General features: G+C 52.4%; 1 protein-coding gene. It reads right to left on the bottom strand.

What is annotated here, in order from left to right; translation table 11 throughout:
- Nucleotides 1–52 precede the first annotated feature (52 nt).
- A complete protein-coding gene (locus ACOI7Z_RS27275) occupies nucleotides 53–757 on the bottom strand; it encodes an IS6-like element IS26 family transposase (protein WP_001067855.1) in 705 nt (234 codons plus the stop codon).
- Nucleotides 758–820: the final 63 nt, after the last annotated feature.

Raw genomic sequence — 820 nt, forward strand, 5'->3', positions numbered from 1 at the left:
GGCACTGTTGCAAAGTTAGCGATGAGGCAGCCTTTTGTCTTATTCAAAGGCCTTACATTTCAAAAACTCTGCTTACCAGGCGCATTTCGCCCAGGGGATCACCATAATAAAATGCTGAGGCCTGGCCTTTGCGTAGTGCACGCATCACCTCAATACCTTTGATGGTGGCGTAAGCCGTCTTCATGGATTTAAATCCCAGCGTGGCGCCGATTATCCGTTTCAGTTTGCCATGATCGCATTCAATCACGTTGTTCCGGTACTTAATCTGTCGGTGTTCAACGTCAGACGGGCACCGGCCTTCGCGTTTGAGCAGAGCAAGCGCGCGACCATAGGCGGGCGCTTTATCCGTGTTGATGAATCGCGGGATCTGCCACTTCTTCACGTTGTTGAGGATTTTACCCAGAAACCGGTATGCAGCTTTGCTGTTACGACGGGAGGAGAGATAAAAATCGACAGTGCGGCCCCGGCTGTCGACGGCCCGGTACAGATACGCCCAGCGGCCATTGACCTTCACGTAGGTTTCATCCATGTGCCACGGGCAAAGATCGGAAGGGTTACGCCAGTACCAGCGCAGCCGTTTTTCCATTTCAGGCGCATAACGCTGAACCCAGCGGTAAATCGTGGAGTGATCGACATTCACTCCGCGTTCAGCCAGCATCTCCTGCAGCTCACGGTAACTGATGCCGTATTTGCAGTACCAGCGTACGGCCCACAGAATGATGTCACGCTGAAAATGCCGGCCTTTGAATGGGTTCATGTGCAGCTCCATCAGCAAAAGGGGATGATAAGTTTATCACCACCGACTATTTGCAACAGTGCC

This window comes from Klebsiella sp. C283, from assembly GCF_048822555.1.
Classification (GTDB): Bacteria; Pseudomonadota; Gammaproteobacteria; order Enterobacterales; family Enterobacteriaceae; genus Klebsiella; species Klebsiella quasipneumoniae.

Coding starts and splice junctions, on each gene's coding strand:
- ACOI7Z_RS27275 (WP_001067855.1), bottom strand. CDS start 757: ATGAACCCATTCAAAGGCCGGCATTTTCAGCGTGACATCATTCTGTGG.